Origin of the sequence: Emticicia sp. C21 (genome assembly GCF_003418935.1) — a bacterium.
Taxonomy (GTDB): Bacteria; Bacteroidota; Bacteroidia; order Cytophagales; family Spirosomataceae; genus Emticicia.
The window spans coordinates 389929-411337 of sequence record NZ_QVMT01000001.1 but is presented as its reverse complement, the minus strand read 5'-3'; the positions used below and the strand labels follow the sequence as shown (position 1 = coordinate 411337).

Below are 21409 nucleotides of genomic sequence, written 5' to 3'. Positions count from 1 at the left end.
TAGAGACAGGGCATTGCCCTGTCTCTTTTCGCATAGAAATGTTTTTAATACTGTCTTTATCAGAATGATTGTAAGATAACTAAGCATTGATAAGAGGATTTGGAGCTAAGGCAATATAGGGATGCCTTGTATTTATGTCTATTTCTAATCTCATTCAGCCGTAACAAAGCCAGATTTTGGAGATTTAATTGTGTATTTTAAAGAAACCTTATATTCTATGGCAGGAGCCAGATTGAGCTTCCACTTGATTTTACCAGTCTCGGTATTAATTTCAGCTTCGGGTGCCTCTTTATCTTCAACATTCACCTCTTTATTTTCAGAGACAGGAAACTGGTCTTCAATAAGCAGATTAATAACTTCATTTTTGGTATTACGGGCTACAATTTCATAAGAAAACTGCTCAGATTTATTAGAGCCAATCAACTGTTTTTTCTGATAGCTTTTAAGCTTATTTCGGCTAATAATTACATTTTTATCGCGACCGAATGATAGACTCAACGTATCTTTATTGAAAAGATTCAGCTTAGATTTACCCAGAAAAGTATTGTCGATAAAAAGATTTGCCTCTCCCTGTAATAGTTTGTATTTCTCCCAACCAATAATATGTGCATGTAAGAATACATCAGTATCGATTTTAGGAATACAAAAATGTTCAAAAATAGCCGGAATACTTTCTTCTTTAATTTCTGCTGTATACACCTTGCCATCAGATGGAATTGTATAAGGAACCAGAATATCAAATACCTGACTCGTAGGAGCATCTCTTTCTGAAATATCTATCGGGATAGTTCTTTTATTATAGTCTCTATTGCTTTTCAAAGTTAGACCTCCTATTTCATAACCTGTCACAACTACTTCGTTCAATTGAGCAACAGATTCATCCAGAACTGCATCAGTTCGGCTAGAAGTAATAGTTTTTTCTATAGTTTGGTAACCAATAGCTGAAAAGACTAATGTAGATTGTTTATTATATAGTGTAGGTGGAACAGTAAGTCTATAATTACCATTAACATCAGATGCTATACCAAGAGTTGTTCCCTTCAGAGTAATTGAGACACCTGGTATCCCCAATTTGTCAGATTTTGTTGTTACCCTTCCCCATACTTCTGATTGGTTGGCGTTTATGCTTTCATTTTCGCCTTTTACAATATTGTTATAATAATCACTATAATCATTTTTTTCTCCAACCACCCATTTTTGCAGTACAGGCGCAGTACCACTTTTATAAGGATTTGCCGTTGAAAGACTCAATTTTACTTCTTTCCAGTCTTCACCAGAATACTGAAATATATTGGCTTTATAAGCAAGGCTAATAGGTTGATTAAGTTTCTCAACTCTGAAATCATAAGTAGGTGTCCAACCTGCGTTTTTTACAAAGTAAGAGATTGTGATAGGGGCATTATTGATAGTTTCCTTTGCCAAAACCTTAATAACTATTTCAGACATTTGCACATCTTTTTTAGCGTTGATTTCAGTCAATTGCTGATTGAGTTTTTTTACCTCATCTTCAAGCCTCTGAATATTCTTTTCATACTCTAATTTCTTCATCAATACTTCCTGCATGCGTTGGCGTTGATACTCTACACTTTCTTTTAAATCGGTCACTTTCATGCCTGCTTGTTGTCCGCCTACAACCTGATTTTTGAGTAGCATTTCTTCTTCGCGTTTGAAAAGCAGCAGGTAGTTTCTTTCTAAATTTATCTTGTCTTCAAGCTGTCGTTTCTGATTTTCAATTTTAGTAATTTCTTCCTGAATGGCTTTATCTAAAAGACTGCCCAATTGATGATTTACAGATAGAATAGTAAATTTACTTTCACTTTTTACCTGAATACTTTGCTTGTTAATCTGAGGAGAAATTCCCTTGAAGACTAATTCAGTTTTGCCAATAGGTAGAGAGGCATAAGCCGAACGGGTAACTTGTGCGCCATTTAGGAAAACAGTTACACTTTCGATTTTTGATTGAATAATGGTTGATTGTGCCCACAGCAATTGTGTAATCAAACAGAGTAAGAAGATTTTTTTCATAGGAATTGTTCTTTTTCTGTTTGATGCGGGGTCTTTGAATATTCCATAAAATTTAGGCTACTTTTTTTCTTATACGCATAAGTTTAGATTAGGTAATTTCTATCTTTACTATATCGTAACACTGTGATTAAACCTTTCAAAATATGCGTAGCATTTTAGTTTTGTTTTGTTTTCTAAATGCGGTGTATTGTTATGCACAACAAAATGTTGCTTATAAAATACCGAAAAAATCCTTTATAACTCTTTCTGATAGTATCCTTATAAAAAAAGATGTCCACAATGAATTAGCGGTTATTTATGAGCAAGCCAGAAACAAGAAAATTGTGGCTATAGGGGAAGTAACTCATGGGACAAAAGAGGTAATGGAATTTCAACATCTTATCGCCACCCAACTAGTAAAACTCCATCATTTTAATTGCATTGTTCTGGGAGAAATATCAATGCTGGACTCCTATAAAATTAACGACTATGTAGTAAATGAAAGAAGGAGTGTGGCCGATATAATGATAAAAAAGAAGATAAGAGCAAGAGATGCAGCGTATAGGCAGAGGGATATGATGCCACTTTATATCTGGATCAGAAATTTTAATAAACAGAGGCCATTCAAAGAGAAAATATGGGTAATTGGAACCGATATAGACCAACCTGAGGAAATTATAAGTTTTCTGAAAGAGCATTGTCTGAATCACGGGATAAATAAAGCAGTTCCTATTTTAGAAGAATTAAACAAGAATTTAAGGAAGTTACCTAATTCTGCTAAAATAAATATTAATACTATTGCTGACAGTGCCAATCAACTACTAAGCATCCTTGAAAATAGCAGAGTTAATTCAGATTCGACGAATATGAAGACGGATGTGATGGTGCGCGTTCTAAAGACTCTTCCCAACTCAATGGCATTTTGGTCTGATAATGATTTAAAATATAAAATGCGGGATAAATTTATTTTTGAGAATATAGAATGGTTAAGAGAAACCTGCAAAAAAGATAAACAGGTTATCATAAGAGCCCATAATATGCATATCAATAAAAAGACAATTTATACAGAGATATTCGGAAAGTTTCCGAGTTTTGGCGAATACTTAAGTAAACAATATCAGACCGATTATATGAGTATAGGAACAGAAGTGCAGAAGGGAAGATTTTATGCAGGATTTTCGGGTTCATCAAAAATTGCTCAACATAAAAATAAGTTGGGTACCATCATAGGTTGTCAAGCAAAGGCAAAATATGGAGTTTTACTTTGTGATAGTTCATCAAAAGAATTTTTAAACCAACCATCGCATACAATGACCTTTGGAACGATTAACTATCGCTCCTCAATACTAATAAATTGTAAAGGATTAATAGGAGATGCTTTCGACGCAATTGTTTTTATCAAAGATTCTACACCATATCAACTAGTACGGGATTATTTTATAGGCGAGCTCAATAAACAACCCTATTAATCCTTTGTTATATTACAGCCGCTCCATCACTTTTTTCACCATCACTTTCTTCCATTCAGCAAAATCTCCTGCTAGAATATGCTCACGAGCCTGACCTACCAGCCATAGATAAAAAGTAAGATTATGAACACTGGCCACCTGAGCAGCTAATATTTCATCACATTTTACGAGGTGGCGTAAATAAGCTTTGCTATAGAATGTACTCGTGTATCCGCCTAGGTTTTCATCAATCGGACTATAATCATCCTTCCATTTCTCGTTTCTGATATTGATGATGCCTTGTGTCGTAAAAAGCATACCATTACGGGCATTGCGAGTAGGCATTACGCAATCAAACATATCTATGCCTAAAGCTATGCTTTCAAGGATATTCTCAGGTGTACCCACACCCATCAGATAGCGAGGTTTGTCTTGTGGCAGAATATCATTCACATAGTCGATAGTTTCATACATCTTTTCGGCAGGCTCACCAACGGCTAAGCCACCAATGGCATTGCCATCCCGGTTTTGTCCGGCAATAAATTCGGCAGATTGAATACGTAAATCTTTATAAACACTACCTTGTACAATTGGGAAGAGTGTTTGCGAATAGCCATATAGCCCTTCGGTACTATCAAAACGGTCACAACAACGTTTTAGCCAACGATGTGTCATTTCCATAGATTTTTTGGCATAGCTATAATCGCAAGGGTAAGGAGCACACTCATCAAATGCCATAATAATGTCAGCACCAATTACCCGCTGAATATCCATTACACTTTCCGGAGTAAACAAATGCCTTGACCCATCAATATGCGATTGAAATTTTACACCCTCTTCCGAAATCTTCCGGATATCCTTTAATGAAAAAACCTGATATCCACCTGAATCTGTCAGGATAGGCTTATTCCATCCATTAAATTTATGTAAACCACCTGCGCGTTCCAGAATATCCAAGCCCGGGCGTAGGTATAAATGGTAAGTATTACCCAGAATTATCTGGGCATGAATATCGTTTTCTAATTCTCTCTGATGAACAGCTTTTACGGTTCCGGCCGTGCCCACAGGCATAAAAATAGGCGTCAATATTTCGCCGTGATCGGTCGTAATTTTACCGGCTCTGGCTTTAGAACCGTTATCAGTTTTTTGTAATTCATATTTCATCCTGCAAAAATACGAAAGATTCAGATTATTTGCAGTTTTATATGAGGCTGTAATACGTTAGAAATTCATACGTTTGTGAAATAGAATTATTATCTTTGTCTTGATTCTATTCAAGCCCTCATGGAAAAATTAATTAAAGAATTTCTTCATGCCGAAAACATGTTGCAGACGCGTCGGCATTTTCTGAATACTTGTACTACCGGATTAGGAGTAGCTGCTTTAAGCTCTTTGATGGGTGGGTGTTTTCCGAATAAATCAGGAGAGAATCAGGCAATGACTGATCCTACTTTACCTAAAACGCCACATTTTGCGCCAAAGGTAAAACGGGTAATCTACATACACATGGCTGGAGCTCCTTCTCAATTAGAGTTATTTGACTACAAGCCTGAATTACAGAAATATGATGGCAGAGACTGTCCACAAGAGTTTTTAGAGGGTAAAAAGTTTGCCTTTATCAGAGGAGTGCCTAAAATGCTGGGGCCATTGGCACAATTTAGCCAGCGTGGGCAATCAGGGGCTTATATTTCAGATTTTATGCCTTATCTGCCTGAAGTAGCTGATGATTTGACCTTCCTGAAAGCTATGTATACCGACCAGTTCAACCATGCGCCTGCCCAATTACTGATGCACACAGGAAGCCCTCGTCTGGGCCGTCCAAGTCTGGGCTCATGGGCTATGTATGGCTTAGGCACAGAAAATCAGAATCTACCGGGCTTTATCGTATTGGCATCAGGAGGAAGAAGCCCTGATGCAGGGAAAAGTGTTTGGGGAAATGGCTTCTTACCATCCATCTATCAAGGCGTACAATGCAGAACAGGAGCAGACCCGGTGCTATATGTATCAGACCCTCACGGAATGAGCCGCGATATCCGGAAGCAGACCATCGAGGCCATTAATGAGATTAACAGACAACAATACGAAGAGGTACAAGACCCTGAAATATTAACCCGTATCTCGCAATACGAAATGGCATTCAGAATGCAGATGTCTGTACCGGAAGTAATGGACATCAGCAAAGAACCTGAGTGGGTACGAAATATGTATGGGGCAGAAGTAGGAGATGCATCATTTGCTAATAATTGCCTTTTAGCTAGAAGATTGGTTGAAAACGGCGTGCGATTTGTGCAACTTTTCCATTGGGGTTGGGATGCACACGGAACTGATCAAAGACTATCATTAGACGGTGGCTTTAAAGATCTTTGTCAGATAACCGACCGTGCAGTAACAGGCTTAATAAAAGACCTGAAAATGCGTGGCTTGCTAGATGAAACCCTTGTAGTGTGGGGCGGAGAATTTGGAAGAACGCCCATGCAGGAAAACCGCGACGGACAAACCTTACCTTTCAAAGGCCGTGACCATCATTTAGATGCCTTTACAGTATTCATGGCGGGCGGTGGCTTGAAAAAAGGCATGAGTCTGGGAGAAACCGATCCATTAGGCTATTATGGCGTAAAAGACCGCACCCATGTGCATGATTTACAGGCGACTATTTTACATTTATTAGGTTTTGACCACGAAAAACTGACTTATTTCTTCCAGGGCCGTCCGTTCCGCTTGACAGATGTGGCAGGGAAGGTGATAAAGCCGATATTGAGTTAGATTTAAAATTGAGTGATTAGGTGAATGAGCGGCCGCCGCACGGTAATTAATTTTTAATCACATCTCACACAATTCAATATAATGCCCATCTGGGTCAGTCAAAAATAATTGTTTGACCCCATCAGGGCGAAGTTTAATAGGCATATAATCTATACCTAAATCCTTTATATACATTTCGGCTTGCAGAATATCTGTTACTTCTAAACAGAAATGATTCCCTCTTATGCCTGTTGAGGCACCATTTTCTTTTCTGCCAATGAGATGTAGCTCACGGTTAGCACCCAAACTAAACCATCTGACAGGATAATCAAAAGCCGGAATCTGGATTTCCTGCAGGTCAAGTACGTTTGCATAAAAATCTGCACTACGGTCAATATCGCTTACCTGCAATGCCACATGGTTGAATGCCTTGATAGATAGTTTATTATCCATAATGCAAAAGAAAAATCAAGAATTAATAACACAAAATTAACACGGCAAAGCTAAATAAATCTTGCGAATAGGGCTATCATTTTTGGTCGCCCTTTTGTTTTTTTGTAACTTGCACCATGGAAAAGTTTGTAGTTTCAGCGCGTAAGTATCGTCCTATTACCTTCGATGCCGTAGTAGGGCAGTCTCATATCACTACTACCCTGCAAAATGCTATCAGAACCAATCATTTGGCTCAGGCGTTTTTGTTTTGTGGGCCACGTGGGGTAGGGAAGACCACTTGTGCCAGAATTTTGGCTAAAACTATCAACTGTCAGAATCTGGGCGAAGATATTTCGCCTTGTAACGAATGTGAATCCTGTAAGAGTTTTAATAATAATGCCTCTTTCAATATTCATGAATTAGATGCGGCTTCAAACAACTCGGTAGAAGATATCAGAAACCTGACCGACCAGGTTCGTTTTCCTCCACAATACGGCAAATACAAAGTATATATCATTGATGAGGTTCACATGCTTTCACAGGCAGCATTTAATGCTTTTCTGAAAACATTAGAAGAACCACCAAGCTACGCTATTTTTATTCTGGCTACAACGGAGAAACATAAAATTCTGCCTACTATTCTAAGTCGTTGTCAGATTTTTGATTTCAATCGGATTCAGATAAAAGACATGGCCGACCATCTGGCTAATGTCGCTGATAAAGAGAACATCAAGGCTGATTATCAGGCTTTAGAACTGATTGCTCAGAAAGCTGATGGTGGTTTACGCGATGCTTTGTCAATGTTTGATCTGAACGTAACCTTTGCGGCAGGCAATGAATTGACTTATAAGTCGGTTTTAGATAATCTGCATATTCTGGATTATGATTATTATTTCAGAATGACAGATTCTCTATACAGTGGCGATATTGCAGGTTCTTTGCTATTATACAACGATGTTTTGGAAAAAGGCTTTGACGGACATCAGTTTGTAGTAGGCTTAAACGAACATTTCAGAAACTTGATGGTAAGTAAAGACCAGCAAACCGTAAAACTATTACAAGTAGCTGAATCAACCCAAAGACGCTATTTAGAACAATCAGGCAAATTGCCTTTAGGTTATATCTTATCGTCGTTAAGTGTTGGTAGCCATTTAGATATTAATTATAAATCTGCCAAAAACCAGCGATTACATGTGGAGATTGGCTTGATGAAACTTTCACAGATTCAACAGGTTTTAAATCTAAGTGAATTATCAGGTAGCACGGCTGACGAAAAAAAAAAGAGTAATGTAGCATCTGTGCCTAATCAGCCACAACCTGTAATACAGAATACAGTAAGCCAGCCTGTGAGTGTTACACCTACTATTACTCATATACCACCATCTACTCCGGCAGTTAGCACCCAAGTAAAGAATGAGCTACCGGTCATATCAACGTCAAGACCAAATTTTACACCGTCAAAGTTTAAATCGACAAATGTTGATGTAGAATTACCTTCTTCGGGTGGCCAGACTAATCAGGCTAACGAACCTGCTATTAGTAATATCAGTGCAAACAAGCCTTTTACTTTAGAGCAACTCAAAAGAGAGCTACACACTTTTGCGGATTCTCGTAACAATGCCACGATAGAGGTAATGCTGAAACGAGATTTTAATCTCGTAGAGGGCCATATCCTCAAATTAAGATTAGATAATCAGGTACAAATGGATTTGCTGACCCAAATGAAGCAGGATTTAGCTGTGTATCTTCGTCAGCAATTACAAAACAACACTATTCAGATTGCATCAGAAATTGTTGAGTCCCAAATCGAACGCCGCCCCTATACTGCACAGGAAAAATTTGAATACCTGGCCAACAAAAACCCAGCCCTTTGGGATTTAAAGGAGAAATTGGGTATGGAATTGGTGTTTTAAGTTGGACAAGACTTAATTGTAGAGACGCAGTAATTGCGTCTTCAAGATTCTATGAATGTTTTGAGAAAACTAAAAACCCATAGCAGTCAAAGCCGCTCTGGCCTTGTTATCTATCGAAGTTTTATACTCATGGCGTTTATAAGAAATAGCCTTCTCAAACTCACTTTTAGCCTTTAAATGCTGATTTTTCTCTTGATATATATAACCTAATTGTAAAGCTGCACTTGCCCCAAAATGCCATTGAAGATCTTTTGCTTTATCTGTCAATAAAATGGCTCTGTCATAATAAGCAATGGCTTTGTCCAATTGCTCAGTTTTATGATAAACCCTTGCGATTCTATAATTAAAATCAGCCTTATCTTTAGGTGAGGTAAAATTATTCTCCGATAAATTCTCAGCTTCATGTAAAGCTTTATCATAATAACCTGCATCAAAAGCTAACCTGACTTTAATCAATGACTTATTAGGTAAAGTATTCGTTTTAGTATAATTCTCATAGAACTTTTGTGCAGCCTTATCAGATTCTGCAATTGTACTACCCACTACTGGAATCTTCTGAATATAAGTTAAACCTTTCTTTTCATCTCCTGCCAACCAACTGCATAGGAATAATTTGTAGTAAGTGTCTTTTAGAAAGGCCTTCCCTTTAAAGTTACGGATATAGGTTTGATATGCCAAACTAGCCTGATAATAATTACCCTTAAACAGATTGATTTCACCTCTATATAACTCAAAGACGGGGAAATACAAATAAGAGGCATTATAAGGGTTTTTACGCATTAAAGAAGCCGCTTGTTCAGTGCGCCCACCTTTAAGGGAGATCGCTGTTGCTAGAAAATTTAGATTTAAATTATCTTCATGCAGATCTACCGCCCGTAGCAATGCTTCATTGACCTGCTCATTATATGGCAATATATAAGACTGAATAAAGAACTGGCAGAAACTAGTTTCCAGACCCCATATTTTATCATGAGAGGCCAATTCCAATTCTTTTAGCCCTTGCTGAATATTCCCTTTTAATCCTAAAAAACTAGTAACCCATTTCTGATTCTCAGGGATAGAACCCACCAGAATATGCAAACAACCAATTGATTTTAGATTAGGTAAGAATTTAGGGAATAGCTTCTGATTCTCTTCTAATAACCTATATGCCTGAATAATATTCCAGGCAGCTTTTACTTCATGCCCAAAACGGATTTTAAGCAATGCCCAATGGATTTTCAATTCTGCTCTCAGAAAACGATTATACGGCGATTTTTTATCTGTCTTCTCAATCAAATCCAATCGTTCACTTTCCTTATCTACTATTCGCTCATAAGCATCTTCATCTTCCGAATTAAGCAATTCCACCATATCAGCATAGTTTTCAGCATAAACTCTGAATGGATTCTTAGTACTCTCTTTGGTTAATAAATCTCTGCCCGTTTGCACTCTTAATTTGAAAATCTCGGCATATGCCTTTTGGAGATTAGAAGTGAATTCAGCCTCGAATGCAAAAGTGGGAAGGGAAAGCGCAAACAGCAAGGCCACTCTGCAAAAAGAGAGGAATGGCAATTGAGCAATATGACGATACTTAGGCACTAAACTTTAGTTTTGGTAAATAAAAAAGCCAAATCTTCGTTTGATTGAAAATTTGGCTTATCATGGCAATAAGAGTTATTATCTTCTACTAATCTCGATTGCATCAACATCGGCCAGGATACGGCCACAGTGTTCGCAAACGATGATTTTCTTCTTATCTTTAATATCAGCCTGACGTTGTGGAGGAACAATATTGAAACATCCACCGCAAGCACCGCGTCTTACCATTACAACCGCCAAGCCATTACCTGCATTACCACGAATACGGTTGTAAGCATTAATCAGACGTTCTTCAACATTAGTTGCTGCTTTGTCACGATTCCCAACCAAAGCCTTTTCCTCTTCCTGACTTTCAGCTACTAATACATCTAACTCTTTACGTTTGGCCTCAAGGTCTTTTTTACGGGCATTCATTGCTGATTCTACATCCGCAATTTCAGTATTTTTATTTCTGATTTTGAAATCAGCTTCTTTAATACGTTTGTCAGCCAACTGAATTTCCAGTTCCTGTAACTCCAACTCTTTTGAAATCGCGTCGTATTCACGGTTGTTACGAACGTTCATTTGTTGGTCTTTATACTTCTGAATCAACTTTTCAGCATCTTTTTTATTCAAACGATAGCCGTTGATTTCAGCATCTAAAGTATCTACTTCTCTTTTAAATTTTGAAATACGCGTTTCAAAGCCAACCACCTCATCTTCTAAGTCACGTACTTCGTCTGGCAAATCACCACGTAGCTTTTTAATTTCGTCTAATTCAGAATCAATCGATTGAAGATTAAGAAGAGCTTCTAATTTTTGTGCAACTGTTAATTCCATAATATATGAACCGCTACGGCGGAGCGTCTTGATTTTAAAGCTTTGTTTTTTGGTATAAAAGGTCAATGAACTCCAAGCCATTTTACCTCAATACTCCATTGATTAATAATAATATTTCACCGGATTTGTAGGTGTTTCCGACAAATGGACTGCAAAGTTAGTGAATTTTTTGCAAATATAATCTTTCAATAATTCTTTTGTAAAGTGCTCGCTTTCATAATGCCCGATATCGGCTATGATAATGCGATTTTCGGCATCAAAAAACTCGTGGTACTTGTAATCGGCCGTAATAAAGATGTCGGCACCAGACCGCATGGCATCACCCAATAGAAAACTTCCCGCTCCACCACATACGGCTACTTTTTTGATGGGTTTTTCAAGTAGGCTTGTATGTCGAATAACTGAAACCTGCATCTTTTGTTTCAAATAAGCCAAAAAATCTGTTTCAACCATCTCTTGTGGAAGAACTCCAATCGCTCCCGAGCCCACTTCCTGATTTTCGTTATCCAATGCAGTCAGGTAATACGCCACTTCTTCATATACATGTCCCTTACGCATGGCTGCTAAAATCGGGTTTTTAAGATAAGCCGGAAAAATGACTTCTACCCGATTCTCTTCTACCTCTTCCATCGGCCCTCCCGTCTGTCCGATGGTAGGATTCGCTTGCGAATTAGGTTTAAAAGTGCCTTTCCCTTCCACTCTGAAACTGCACTGACTATAATTACCGATTTCACCTGCTCCGGCGGCGTAGAGGGCATCTAATAGCTGTCCTGTGCTTTCAACCGGAACAAACACGACGAGTTTCATCAGCAAGTCGCTTTTTGGCGCCAAGATTTTTACCTGTTGCAAACCTAATAATTGAGCAATTTTGAAACTAACCCCATTCACCACATTATCCAGATTGGTATGGGTAGCATAAATAGCTATATCATTTTTGATGGCTTTTATGATGGTGCGTTCTACATAGTTTTTACCCGTGATTTTCTTTAAACCCTTAAACACAATTGGATGATGTGCCACAATCAGATTACAACCACGTTGAATGGCCTCTTCCACAACATCCTCAGTCGAATCAAGACTTACCAAGACACCAGTAATTATTTCGTTTGGGTTTCCAACAATTAAACCTGCATTATCGTAAGATTCCTGATAGGATAGGGGAGCTAATTTTTCAAGATGGGCTGTTAAATCTCTTATTCTCATTGTGTCAATCGATAAATTAATAAAGCTGTGCGCTGTGTTAAGCCTGGAAATTCTTTCAGATTAATGGTTTCACCAGGGGCATGTGCACCTTTGCCCGAAGCGCCCAACCCATCAAGACAAGGTACATATTGTGCAATGTATGATATATCTCCCGCGCCCCGTGAACCCGGGTCACCTGCTCTTACTTCTCCCATATTCAAATCCAGACTTACCTGATTCAGCACTTTTAATAGATCAGCATTTGCCTGCGTTGGTTCCATGGCAGGGATTCCGTCAATAAATTTTATTTCTGCATTGGTACCATTCAGATGCTTGGCTACAATCTCACGCATTTTAGTTCTGGCGTTTTCTTTCTGAACTTCACTAATAAAACGTAAATCACCAGTAACCATTACTTTCTGGGCAATAATATTCGTTTTCCCAACCGCTTCACCTTTATCTAATCCATGATCATAACTAACTGTTGTACCACCGGAAATCACTCCCGGATTAAAAGTAAGATATTTCTCACTACTCAGCGCTTCTCTGAATTCATCCAGAATTCTGGCCGCTTCATAAATCGCACCATAACCCATATTCTGGCTAAAGAGACCTGAAGAGTGTCCTGTTTTGCCCGTAGTTGTCAGTTCCCAACCACTGGCACCTCTGCGGGCGGTTGCTGCTATATTAAAGTTCACAGCAGTTTCATAAGCCAAAGCAATATCAGATGCTTTCGCACGGTCGATAAAATCTTTCCGACTGATGCTCGTAGGCTTGCCTGAGCTCTCTTCGTCACCAGTGAAATAAACAGTAATTGAGGTGTCGTCCAAAAGGTTTCGTCCATGTAAAGCTTTTAATGCAGAAATTATCATCACATCACCACCCTTCATATCGTTCACTCCCTGCCCTGTAGCAGTAGAATCATTGAGGCGAGTGAAAGGCGTAAAAGGCATGGATTTCTCAAAGACCGTGTCTAAATGACCTATCAGAAATAACTTTTTGCCTTTCTTTCCTTTGCGATAAGCCACCAGATGCCCAGCCCGATTTAGCGAATCAGGTAAAGAAACCCATTCGGTAGTAAAACCCATATCCTCAAATTCTTTTCTGAAAACCTGTCCGACTTGTTTTACTCCAGCATGATTGAGCGTACCACTATTGATGTTGACCACCTGCTCTAATAATTTCTCGGTCTTGGCAACGTTGGCTTTTATATCTTCAATGATTTGCTTTTCCGTTGAACTTATTTTCTGCGCAAACGAATGGAATCCTGCCAGCAGGAGAAAAAATAAGTAAGTTTTCTTCATGTTGATGATTTTACAGATAGCGTTCTTTCAGAATATTCAGATGGTGTAACTCATGTCCGGCAATAATCCATGCCAGGGCACGGGCTGTAGTAGGCCAGTTATTGGCCAGACCCAAACGAGACAATTCACGCTGACTGAAAGATTTGAATAGCAAGATAGTGGATTTTCTTTGCGCTTTGTATTGCAATAGTATGTTTCTGAGACTTTTTTTATTAAAGTTGGTTGCAGCCACATAATTGGCTTCATCAAAGCCTGGTAACGACTGTTTTTCGTTCCGTGCAATACACATAGCACGGTAAGCAAGGATTCTTTCACAATCCACAATATGCCCCAGAACTTCAATGGGAGTCCATTTTCCTTCAGCATAGCGGTAAAAATGCTTTTCCGGAGGCAATGATTTGAAAAAGTTATCCACAATCAAAATATTTTCAGCCATTGCCTGAAGTGCATTTTCTGCCGTAACTGTCTGAATATAACTCTTTTGAGGTGATTGGGTGTTGTACTCGTTGTCGGTAGGTTTAGAAATTTTCATATTTTTTTTGATTTAGGTCTTGACACGCAAATATAATCTCCCTACCTTTGCAGTCCCAAACGATGAGGGAAATAAAGTTTCAGCAACGTTTAGGAGACCCGGTTCGGTAGTTCAGTTGGTTAGAATACCTGCCTGTCACGCAGGGGGTCGCGGGTTCGAGCCCCGTCCGGACCGCAAAAAGCACTCAATTTTGAGTGCTTTTTTGTTTTTAGTCCTTTTAGTTCGGTAATTCAGTTGGCTAGAATACCTGCCTGTCATGAAGTGGGTCGCAGACGGTGCGACGTTTCGCTTCGAGCCCCGTCCGGACCGCAAAAAGCACTCAATATTGAGTGCTTTTTTTGCATTTAAGGGATTTTGATTCAATTGGTTAGAATACGTGCCTGTCACGCAGTGGGTTGCGGACGGTGCGACGTTTCGCTTCGAGCCCCGTCCGGACCGCAAAAAGCACTCAGAAATGAGTGCTTTTTTTGTTTTTGGAAAAATCGAATGGACAAAATCTAGTTAGGTTGCTCACTGTAAAAAACTATCCAAATAACCAAATATCGTTTTTGTCTGTGTCATCAAGCCAACATGGTCTTGATTGGGAACAATAGCCAGTTGTGATTTTGGCATTGGTTTAAAACCGGCAGCAATACCACCTCCCAACAATTGATAGGTTTTTGCCAATTCGACTTTATCCATACCATCATTGTCGCCTGATATGATTAATACCGGTGCAGTGATTTTCGCTATATTGTCATCACCCATATTAAATGGTTCTCCGGCCGAGGCAATCATTTGTTCCAGGAACTTGTTCCATTTCGTTTTATCAGGTGCTACTGCATCGTAGGCGACCTGTAGCGGTGAATCCGCAAAAAGTTCTGGCTTCATTATTTTAAACACATCGTTTATTTCGGGTAGCCAGCCTTCACTTTTATAAACAGAGGAAATAATCACCAGTTTTCTCAATCGTTCAGGACTTTGTATCGCAAACTGGTAGGCTACCTGACCTCCAAAACTATATCCGGCTATATCAGCGCTGTCAATTTTCAGGTAATCCATTACTTTCTCCACATCACTGGCTAAAGTGACCCTTGATAATTTTCTATCTGAATAGGGAGTGTGCCCATGTCCTTGCAATTCTAAAGCAATTACTTTTCTCGTTTTTGCCAATTCGGGAATTAACTCTCCCAATTCAACCCAATGGTATAGTAGGCGCCGTGTAGTAAAATAACAGGCTTGCCTTCGCCGTATACTTCATAATAAACTTTGGTACCATTAGCCGGTGCGTAGCCACTAAGAGTAGGTTTGATTTGTTGTGCATGAGATGAAGATGCTGCAGACATAATGATTGTGATTAAGAGCAAATGAATAAGATTCGTTGCATTGAATAAATTTTCCATAAACTTGCCAGGGTTTAGTTTAATTATTAATGACAATACAAAGGTGGAAAGTATTTCAGGATTCTGCGCTGTGCAGAAGCGACAATAGTAAGGGTAGTTTGCGCCAAAACATTATTGTTTTGGTCGCCTAATGTTTGTAATATAAAAATAAAAAATGATAAGGAAGCTTGAAAGATTATATTTATTGCATTAGACCTTAAACTAGCCAAAATATCAGAAAAGATTTTACTCTTTATAAAACACGTATAAAATGGCGGTTTGATAGCAATTCACCAACTTGCACAACTTTGAAAGAACTTGACAAGCTTTTGCATACCCTGATTTAAGGTGTTTCATCAATATTTGTGAATGAAAAAGAAGCTATAACTTTTAACTCACAAGTAAATTTATGAAAAGTTTAAATTGCCTTTTACTAGGTTTGTTTTTTGCCGTACCCTTATTTGCCTTTTCTCAAACGTCCACCATCAACGGTATACTCAGAGACAGTACCACCAATAATCCATTGCCTTTTGCCACTATCAGTCTTTTTAAGAACAATGCTAGCCAGCCTGTCAAAGCTACTTTCACTGATGAAACGGGGAAATTTTCTATTCCGACTGATACGGGTTCTTTCACCATTCTTTGCACATTTATTGGCTATGCCGACAAAAGAATTCCGGTGACTATCAGAAATAATGAATCCAGAGACCTGCAGACAATTTTCTTAGTTTCAACAACAAAATCTCTGGGAGCCGTAACTGTAACTGCAAGAAAACCTTTGATTGAGCAAACGGATGATAAAATTATTTTCAATACCGATGCCGACCCCTCAACAAAAACTGAAAACGCTTTAGACATCTTACGGAAGACCCCATTTGTTTCGGTTGATGGGAACGATAATATAACTGTCAATGGGCAGTCGAACTTTAGAATTTTACTAAATGGCAGAGAAACAGGTATGTTTTCGCAAAATGTTTCGCAAGCCTTGAAAAGCTTTCCCGGCGCCAGCATTGTAAAAATTGAAGTAATAACCAACCCTTCAGCAAAATATGATGCAGAAGGAGTAGGGGGTGTCCTTAACATCGTAACCCAGAAACAAATCATTGGCTATAACGGAAATGCATCGCTCACCTTGAGTTCGATTCATAATACTTTTGGTAATTTGAGTTTTAATCTAAAAAAAGGCAAGGTAGGCGTATCGCTTAATTATTTCTATAATGCCATAGGCTTGTTGGGCAACCAGGCCCCACCATTTTTCGCAGATTCAAGAACTGACGCGATTAATTCTCAGACTTACAGCAGTAGAATTTTAAATGGTATTACTATCCAGCAATTGTTTCAGAATTTCGGCAATGCAGAAATCAGCTACGATTTAGATAAGTACAAAACAATAAGTATATATGGTTCAGTTACAGGTGGGTTCAATAATCTCTCAACCACTACAAGCATCCATACTATATTTCCTACTACTACTACCACCAGTTTTCTCACGCTGCAAAATAATACCAATAGTCCTAATTATAATGTTGGTTCAGATTTCATCAAAAAATTCAAAGACATCCCCGAAAAAGAATTTTCAATAAGACTTTTCACCGAATATTCAAAGAATGACCGTTTTCTGGACAGTTATCAGGATAATACTGAAACTGATAGGTACATTATTAACAATAATTATGCACACAACACCCAGACAACTCTACAGACTGATTATATACTGCCCATGAAACGGAAGCAAAAAATAGAAACGGGCTTAAAGTTCATTCTGAGAAATGCAACTTCTGATTATGAAAGTTTAATAAAAACAAGCCCAACAGAAGAATACATGATATTACCAGCCAATACCAACAACTTCAATTATCTGCAACAGGTATATAGTGCATATGGCAGCTATAATTTCGCCCTAAAAAAGTTTCCGTTTCGTATTGGTCTCAGGATGGAACATACAGAAGTAGATGGAAACTTTAATGGTACTGAAACAGCTGTCAGGCAAAGCTATACCAATCTGATACCGAATATTCAGACCTCAACACAGATTACGAAAGAATACAAAATGGTTTTAAGCTATGGACAACGGATACAACGCCCGTTTATTAATAGTCTGAACCCATTCATTAATAATAATGATACGCTGAATATTAGTTATGGCAACCCTGCTCTTAGACCACAATTGATTCATAACCTGACACTTCAGAATAACTTTGCCAAAGGAAAGGTATTTGCAGGGCTTACATTAGGGGGCAGCTATAGTAACAATAAGATAATTCAGATAATCAATTTTAATAAAGAAACGGGCGTATCAACAACCACTAACGAAAATCTTGGAAAAGAATCACAGATAAGTCTGAATGGAAATATCACAGCTAATTTTAGTAAAGTCTGGAATATGTCTGTCAATTCTAATCTGAATTATACTTATATAAAGAATAGTTCTGATTTGGCTCAGCAGAACAGTGGACTGACGGGCTTCATCGGAGTTTCAAATAATTTTAAGGTAAACCCGAAATTTACTATTTCTACTTTCGTCGGAAATTTCAAACCACCTATTGGTTTACAGGGGTATACATCAAGCCAATGGTTTTATAATATTACCCCATCATATAAACTTTTTAAGGATAAAATCACCATTACCCTTGCCGCAGCCAGATTTATTACAAAATATGTGACGGTAAGAACCATTCAAAAGGATATCAATTTCCGTTCAGAAAATCTAAATTCATTTCAGGCCCGGAATTTCAGGATAGGCATCGTCTGGAATTTTGGTAAGTTAAAAGAAAATGTTTCGAAGAAAAAAGGAATAAATAATGATGATGTGCTTTGAAATGAGTTAAAATCAAGTATTAACTACAGTTTCGAAAAATAAAAAGACTCTGAGGGCCAATCGATCCTTAGAGTCTTTTAAAAGATTTCTATCCTCACTTTTTTACTTCTCCATCACAATATAAGCAGGATAAGACTCACGATTAGGCAATTCGAATGTTTCGTCATAAGGTTGTTTACCCTCACCATTGTTGTATAAAGCCACACGTTTTACGCCAGTTGCTGTGCTGCCACCAGTGCCATTAATCACATTCTGGATTTGACCCGGACCAGCAAAACGGGTTATACACATTTTTTCGAGTTTTACATTCGGGCTATTAGGTATTTCAAAACCATTACTCTTATTCACTTTACCATCTGTCCCCGTAAGAACTGCATAAGAACCCATACCGATGCCCTGATGCTCTTTTACCGTATTAGCTACCTTATATGCGGCATAACCATCAACTCTACCCCCCTGACTACTCCAGCTTGCCTGATTTGGCGCATCATAGGGTGGTTCGTTTTGTAAGAAATAGGTTCTGCCTCTTTCTCCTAACCATAATACTTCATATTCCTGATAGTGTTCGGCAAACAGGCCATAAAGCGTCACATCATCGCCGGTCACTGTAAGTCCGTTTTTACATCTATCCCTTGTCCAACGTAAATTTCCGCCACGTTGCGAGCCATGGTCAGCACGCCACAACCAGAAGTGGTCGCCCACCACATAGTTGCTGTTAATTTGCATAGAAGTATGTATCTGAATATTCTTTGATTGTACGCCACCTACTCTGCAAGTGATATCAGTAAGCAGAATGGGATCGGCAGAATGGTTAGCATTGGCATCTTCGTTACCAACTCTGATCTGATAAGTTGTGCTATTGAACGAATCCATCAGAAGTCCGGCAACAATAATTCCGTCCTTATCGTCAACATAGATACATCCCCAGGTATTTTTCTCAGTAGGCTCCAGTGTTACCGAAGCTATTCCCGCACCCAGCAATATGGCATCTTTTCTATTCACCTGAATAGGTGCATTCAATGCGTAATGACCAGGCGTGAAGAATATATTTTTGCCGGCTTTCAAGGCATTATTGATTTCTACATCAGTGTCGCCTTCCTTGGCCACATACCAGTCAGTAACCAAATCCTGAATTTTGCCTTGACCCATATCTGTCTCTGACCACGAAATTCCTACTCTGTCTTTTTTCCATGCAGGAACAAATACCTTGTATTCGCCATCTTTATCTATAAAAAGAAAAGGTTTTTCTCTGATGATTGGTGTAGTAGCAATGGGGGAGTTGGCATCATTCGCCTGTGGAGCATTGACGCAACCTTGCCAGACCATATTATACGAACCTCCCATAGTTCCCGAGCCTGCTGGAAAAACAGTATTTCTGGTATACCATTGTTGTTGACCACCCCAATTGGGTCTGGTTGTGGTGTAACGGGAGTCAGCAATAAAACCACCACTACCCCAGAAATTATTACTCCCAACATCCGAAATGTATTTTGACGTGCTTTCAATCTGCATTCTTCGTGCACTGGTCGATTGAGAAACTGTCCAGGCAAAATCCCGCATCACGGTCACATTTTCCATCGAACGCCAGAATGTACAAGTAGCATTGGCTCCACCAGAAAGATGAGGTCTGGTAAATACTGAACCTAATTTAACAGAAGTAGGTGTTTTGCCTAAACCACCAATATGAGAATAGAACCCTAGTTCTATCGAGTTAGCCTCTGCCGCTGAGGCAGAACCTAACCCACCCGAATCGTAAGTTTGTCCATCAACATTTGCTTTAAAATAATAAGCCTGACGTTTTACCGTCCACTCACCATTGGCTCCTGCCAGACCGGTGGTAGCAAAGTGGGCATTAATTTCGTTTCGTGCAGTTTCTGCTTTTTCATATTTTCTATCGTAAAAATACACATTATCGCCAAAAATCTGATTCTCTAATGAAACTACGATTGTTATGTCATTACGAGTAATTTTATAATAGTTTTCGTACTTGTCTTTATTGGGCTTTTTATCTGTAAATGTCAGTTTTGAAGTAGAACCTACCGACACAAAATCTGATGCTAAACGACTCCCTCCTCTCGTGATTACATAATTTCCCGAAGAACCGAAAGCTGGCCATGATATCGTGATGCTATGTTTTTTCTTGTTGTAAATAATCTTACCCTCTACCTTAATTTCCTGTTTCTTTACATCGGATGAGTGAGATATTACAAAACCGCATAGAACCGACATAAAAATCAACGCCATAAACAAAGAGACTACTTTTGTACGCATAAGAATATCCTTTTTCTAATTTTTTAAATAAATAATCTAATAAAATTCCATACACAAAGATGGTTCAAATTTTCTTTTCTATAATTGATTTTGCAAAGGATATTTACAGTTAAATTTCAAAAAGCGTATTGATTTAACTAAAGAACAAGTTTTTCAAACCATCTTTATTGGAGGTGATTAAATGAGTGAAACTGAAATTGCTTTAATTAAATAATCAGTAAACTTCATTTAAATTTGCTCAAGGAGATAAAACTCAATTAAAATGCAACCAAACAACTACAATTGGTTTGACCTGAATTTTCCCTGGATAGGGGTAGTAGGAGCAGTCATTATGCTTATGCTTCTCTTCGGAACCCGCTTACTTCGCAGCAATCAGCAAATTTCAAAGTGGAAAGATATTACGTGGCTTTCATGGTTAGGTGTTACAGCTTATCTGATACATAATGTTGAAGAATATGGAATAGATTTATATGGGCATACACATGCCTTTCCGGAACAATTTTGTGATACCATTGCAAGCGCCTTGGGTATTGGAGAATGCAAAGTTCCGCCTGCATTTTATCTGGCTGTAAATATTACTTTATTCTGGGTTATTGCTCCTTTGGGAGCGTTGCTTAGCCGCAGCTACCCTTTAGCAGGATTGGCTATTTATAGTATTATTTTTATTAATGGCCTAATCCATGTTTTACCTATGCTTAAAGGCTTAGGCTATGAGCCTGGTGCTTTAACCGCTATGACTATATTTTTGCCACTATCTGTCTGGGTAGGATATGCCAGCTTTGGAAAGAATAAGTTAACATATAGCGCAATGGTATTTTTGATTATTTTGGGCGTTCTTTCGCACGCTGTTCTCATAGGCTCTATGGTTGCTTTTTTAAAAGGAAAAATAAGTAGTTTGATGTTGGTAGGAATACAGATTATTAATGCAATCTTACTTCTGGCTATTACTTTGATTGCTGGAAAGCGATGGAGCAGAATTAAAAAGTCGGATTAAAATTAGAT

General features: G+C 38.5%; 16 protein-coding genes, 1 tRNA gene and 1 pseudogene. 7 read left to right on the top strand and 11 right to left on the bottom strand.

Annotated features, from left to right (window positions below):
• Window positions 1–150: 150 nt before the first annotated feature.
• Window positions 151–2025: a mucoidy inhibitor MuiA family protein gene (locus D0T08_RS01695; RefSeq protein ID WP_116980830.1), complete on the bottom strand. Its 1875-nt coding sequence runs from the start codon at window positions 2023–2025 to the stop codon at window positions 151–153.
• Window positions 2026–2168: 143 nt separating this feature from the next.
• On the opposite strand from D0T08_RS01695, the gene D0T08_RS01690 reads away from it, so the two are divergent.
• Window positions 2169–3473: an erythromycin esterase family protein gene (locus tag D0T08_RS01690; RefSeq protein ID WP_116980829.1), complete on the top strand. Its 1305-nt coding sequence runs from the start codon at window positions 2169–2171 to the stop codon at window positions 3471–3473.
• Between the two features lie 12 nt (window positions 3474–3485).
• Here the strand turns inward: D0T08_RS01690 and tgt are convergent, their stop codons facing one another.
• Window positions 3486–4616, bottom strand: coding sequence for a tRNA guanosine(34) transglycosylase Tgt (tgt, locus tag D0T08_RS01685; RefSeq protein ID WP_116980828.1), 1131 nt, complete (start codon window positions 4614–4616; stop codon window positions 3486–3488).
• A gap of 120 nt (window positions 4617–4736) precedes the next feature.
• Between tgt and D0T08_RS01680 the strand changes: the two genes are divergently transcribed.
• Entirely contained in the window at window positions 4737–6215 is a 1479-nt protein-coding gene (locus D0T08_RS01680) for a DUF1501 domain-containing protein (protein ID WP_116980827.1), read from the top strand.
• A gap of 57 nt (window positions 6216–6272) precedes the next feature.
• Here D0T08_RS01680 and D0T08_RS01675 read toward each other — a convergent pair whose 3' ends face one another.
• On the bottom strand, window positions 6273–6647 hold the full coding sequence (locus D0T08_RS01675) for a VOC family protein (protein WP_116980826.1): 375 nt from the start codon (window positions 6645–6647) through the stop codon (window positions 6273–6275).
• Between the two features lie 116 nt (window positions 6648–6763).
• On the opposite strand from D0T08_RS01675, the gene D0T08_RS01670 reads away from it, so the two are divergent.
• Window positions 6764–8539 carry a DNA polymerase III subunit gamma/tau gene (locus D0T08_RS01670; protein ID WP_116980825.1) on the top strand — a complete coding sequence of 592 codons (1776 nt, stop codon included), beginning with the start codon at window positions 6764–6766 and terminating at the stop codon, window positions 8537–8539.
• A gap of 69 nt (window positions 8540–8608) precedes the next feature.
• Here D0T08_RS01670 and D0T08_RS01665 read toward each other — a convergent pair whose 3' ends face one another.
• The 5 genes from D0T08_RS01665 to D0T08_RS01645 all read right to left on the bottom strand — a co-directional run bounded on the left by D0T08_RS01665 (window position 8609) and on the right by D0T08_RS01645 (window position 13957).
• Complete coding sequence (locus tag D0T08_RS01665; RefSeq protein ID WP_147322686.1) at window positions 8609–10120, bottom strand: lipopolysaccharide assembly protein LapB; 1512 nt, start codon at window positions 10118–10120, stop codon at window positions 8609–8611.
• Window positions 10121–10198: 78 nt separating this feature from the next.
• The gene (locus D0T08_RS01660; protein ID WP_116981478.1) at window positions 10199–10939 is read right to left on the bottom strand and encodes a zinc ribbon domain-containing protein; all 741 of its coding nucleotides are present in this window, start codon (window positions 10937–10939) and stop codon (window positions 10199–10201) included.
• 102 nt (window positions 10940–11041) lie between these two features.
• Entirely contained in the window at window positions 11042–12142 is a 1101-nt protein-coding gene (locus D0T08_RS01655) for a Nif3-like dinuclear metal center hexameric protein (protein ID WP_116980823.1), read from the bottom strand.
• Window positions 12139–13425, bottom strand: a complete 1287-nt coding sequence (locus tag D0T08_RS01650) for a M20/M25/M40 family metallo-hydrolase (protein ID WP_116980822.1) — start codon at window positions 13423–13425, stop codon at window positions 12139–12141. The genes D0T08_RS01655 and D0T08_RS01650 overlap by 4 nt, the downstream gene beginning before the upstream one ends.
• Before the next feature lie 10 nt (window positions 13426–13435).
• Entirely contained in the window at window positions 13436–13957 is a 522-nt protein-coding gene (locus D0T08_RS01645; protein ID WP_116980821.1) for a DinB family protein, read from the bottom strand.
• A 100-nt stretch (window positions 13958–14057) separates the two neighbouring features.
• Here D0T08_RS01645 and D0T08_RS01640 point away from each other — a divergent pair.
• Both D0T08_RS01640 and D0T08_RS27485 read left to right on the top strand, forming a co-directional pair.
• Window positions 14058–14131 (top strand) — tRNA-Asp (locus D0T08_RS01640).
• A gap of 46 nt (window positions 14132–14177) precedes the next feature.
• Window positions 14178–14266, top strand: a pseudogene (locus D0T08_RS27485).
• 201 nt (window positions 14267–14467) lie between these two features.
• Here D0T08_RS27485 and D0T08_RS01635 read toward each other — a convergent pair.
• Complete coding sequence (locus D0T08_RS01635; protein ID WP_199538105.1) at window positions 14468–15109, bottom strand: alpha/beta fold hydrolase; 642 nt, start codon at window positions 15107–15109, stop codon at window positions 14468–14470.
• An 8-nt stretch (window positions 15110–15117) separates the two neighbouring features.
• Window positions 15118–15339, bottom strand: a complete 222-nt coding sequence (locus D0T08_RS27720) for an alpha/beta fold hydrolase (RefSeq protein ID WP_199538104.1) — start codon at window positions 15337–15339, stop codon at window positions 15118–15120.
• A gap of 388 nt (window positions 15340–15727) precedes the next feature.
• Between D0T08_RS27720 and D0T08_RS01630 the strand changes: the two genes are divergently transcribed.
• Window positions 15728–18136: an outer membrane beta-barrel family protein gene (locus D0T08_RS01630; protein WP_116980820.1), complete on the top strand. Its 2409-nt coding sequence runs from the start codon at window positions 15728–15730 to the stop codon at window positions 18134–18136.
• Between the two features lie 102 nt (window positions 18137–18238).
• Here D0T08_RS01630 and D0T08_RS01625 read toward each other — a convergent pair whose 3' ends face one another.
• A complete protein-coding gene (locus tag D0T08_RS01625; RefSeq protein ID WP_116980819.1) occupies window positions 18239–20407 on the bottom strand; it encodes a hypothetical protein in 2169 nt (722 codons plus the stop codon).
• Window positions 20408–20669: 262 nt separating this feature from the next.
• Here D0T08_RS01625 and D0T08_RS01620 point away from each other — a divergent pair, with 262 nt between their 5' ends.
• Complete coding sequence (locus D0T08_RS01620; protein WP_116980818.1) at window positions 20670–21401, top strand: HXXEE domain-containing protein; 732 nt, start codon at window positions 20670–20672, stop codon at window positions 21399–21401.
• Window positions 21402–21409 lie beyond the last annotated feature (8 nt).